Annotated in this window: 4 protein-coding genes; all 4 read left to right on the forward strand. The window is 40.7% G+C overall.

Going from position 1 to position 2,456, the window contains the following annotated elements:
* Positions 1–203 precede the first annotated feature (203 nt).
* The 4 genes from R7Q11_RS24535 to R7Q11_RS24550 all read left to right on the forward strand — a co-directional run bounded on the left by R7Q11_RS24535 (position 204) and on the right by R7Q11_RS24550 (position 2,278).
* Positions 204–443 carry a hypothetical protein gene (locus R7Q11_RS24535; protein ID WP_069492467.1) on the forward strand — a complete coding sequence of 80 codons (240 nt, stop codon included), beginning with the start codon at positions 204–206 and terminating at the stop codon, positions 441–443.
* A 136-nt stretch (positions 444–579) separates the two neighbouring features.
* Complete coding sequence (locus R7Q11_RS24540; RefSeq protein ID WP_191116310.1) at positions 580–1,011, forward strand: hypothetical protein; 432 nt, start codon at positions 580–582, stop codon at positions 1,009–1,011.
* A 143-nt stretch (positions 1,012–1,154) separates the two neighbouring features.
* Positions 1,155–1,559, forward strand: a complete 405-nt coding sequence (locus R7Q11_RS24545) for a GNAT family N-acetyltransferase (protein ID WP_182039731.1) — start codon at positions 1,155–1,157, stop codon at positions 1,557–1,559.
* Positions 1,560–1,786: 227 nt separating this feature from the next.
* Positions 1,787–2,278, forward strand: coding sequence for an RDD family protein (locus R7Q11_RS24550; protein ID WP_005377021.1), 492 nt, complete (start codon positions 1,787–1,789; stop codon positions 2,276–2,278).
* The last annotated feature ends 178 nt before the right edge of the window (positions 2,279–2,456 follow it).

The raw sequence follows: 2,456 nt of genomic DNA on the forward strand, positions 1-2,456 counted from the left end.
CCATGCGTTAGGTTTAGGGTTTAAGGTGGTATGCGGAGGCTACGGTATTGCGTGCCTCACACCTTAACAAGGCGTTAGTTGCCAATGAGGAAAACGCAGCAAAGCAGAATGTTTAGAGTTTAAAGTCAGTGTGTTTTGAGTGAGGTTTCGTACTTCAATTTCCAATCGTTTGGGTTTGTGAAAATCGTTCTCAGGTTTCTCTTTTGGTTGGATTTTCCGTTTCAGAAACCGATTTACTTGTTGAAAGTCAGCTTTGTGGCATTGTTTCTCCAAAAGGTCTTTTTGGTGTTGTCAGTTCGTTTTCTACGGCGTTGCGTGGTCCAAGTGGTTTCAGTGACAAACGCTTTGAAACTGCGCCTGATTTGAGTTTTTCAAAGCACATAAAACTAGTGTTGGCAAAACGGCAATTAACTTCAAGTCAAAGCTTTAGGTTTGGCAACTAACAAAGCATTCAAGAGGGATTCACAACGCTTGGCAGTTTTGGTTTGAACTAACTTTAGTGTTTACGGCACAATGGTTTAGGTAGGGTGGTGGCGTTGTTCACCCCTTAATGCGGCGTTAGCTTTCTGGGGAGAGATAATGAGAATCAGACAAATTAAGGCTTACCGAGTAACATCAATTATTTCTTTGCTGTTAGGCATTACCGCACTACAGGAATTATATATAAGCGAAAACCTATTAATTATTGGTTTTGCTGTCGGTGTGCTGGGTACCTTCTTGCTAGGTAGTGCTGGGCTTTTTACGGTATTTCGATTTGTGTTTGCGTTTTTGAAGGAATCAAGTTTAAGCCTGTCTAGCCGTGTTCTAGGGTGTACTTATTCGGTGTTACCTGTTTTACTTTGGTACTTATGCAACGTTAAGTTCATATTGGTGCCTGCGGTGAATGCTAAAGAGCTTTCAACCTTCTTTATTCCATCGGCTTTGGCTGTGTTAAATGGAGGTATAGGGATAATCTTATTCTTCGGAGTCGTTGAAATAAATAATAAACTTCTGGGGAAAGCAGCAAGCTAACAAACTGTTCAAGAGGGATTCGCAACGCGTGGCGTTTTTACTTTGCGTTGATTTTAGTGTTTAAGGTGGTATGCGGCGGCATTGGTATTGCGTTGCTCACCCCTTAACAGGGCGTTAGGCATCAGTTGTACCTCGGAGGTCTTGTGATAGAAATAAATCAAGTTAATAACTTAAATGAAATACAAAATAGTACAATTCGTTCTCGTGCAGAAAGGGCTCAAAGTGGGCGAACTCTTGAATTCATAGCAAAATGTGATGGTCTTGAGTCTGCGTTTTTATCGTTCGAGGATTGGAGTGATAAATCACTTGGTTTTATTTATGAAATATACGTACTTCCTGAGTTTCGGCATCAAAGTTTAGGCGGTGCACTTCTTCAAAAGGCAGAAGAAGTTGCGATTAATCTTGGGTGTACAAAGTTACAGTTTGATGTGTATCCCTTTGATCGAACTCTTGATAAGAATGCACTTTTTTCTTGGTATTCGGACAAAGGTTACGTTAGGGCTAGTAAAAACTCAGAACGAATGGAAAAGGCGCTAAGTCGAAAATAATGCCTAACAAAGCGTTTAAGACAGATTCCCAACGCTTGGCATTTTTCATTTCATCGTTGGGTTTAGTGTTTACGGTGGTCTGATTAAGTTTCGTGGTCGCGTTGCTCACTACTTAACGCGGCGTTATGTTAATTGAAGCGTGTTGCAATTAATTGAATATTGTCTTGAGAAAGAAATTACATTACGTATCATGTATTTACGTTGGTTATATAAACTAGGTAAACAATATGAAAGATAATGTTCCCGCGAAAATGAGTGATTTGTACGAATATTCAGGTTTTTGGCCTCGAGTTGGTGCTAGTCTAATCGATACTGTGATAATTTGTGTCCTTACATACCCGATTCTAGTAGCGGTTTATGGCTGGGCATATTTTGACAACGATGCGTTAGTACAAGGCTTCGCTGACCTGATTTTAAGCTGGATTTTTCCATTGGTAGCGATCATTGGTTTCTGGCTTTATCGTCAAGCGACACCAGGTAAAATGGCTATATCAGCGAAAATTGTAGACGCTAAAACTGGCGATAAACCTACCCTTCAACAGTATATTGTAAGATACCTTGGGTATATCCTAGCGACAATCCCTCTTGGACTAGGTATATTTTGGGTGGCTTGGGACAAGCGTAAACAGGGGTGGCACGACAAACTCGCCAATACCGTCGTTATCTGCGAAAAAGATCGAAACACACCTCAAGAAGTTGAATTTTCATCAAAAAATTAACATAACAAAGCATTTAAGAGTGATTCCCAACGCTTGGCATTTTTCATTCCATCGTTGGGTTTCGTGTTTACGGTGGTAAGGTTTAGGTCTGTGGTCGCGTTGCTCACACCTTAATGCGGCGTTATGCGCTCGCAGAAGTGGAGATAATCAATCATGGAAGATTTAGCTAATTCGTTAA

It is taken from the genome of Vibrio sp. 970 (assembly GCF_033339075.1).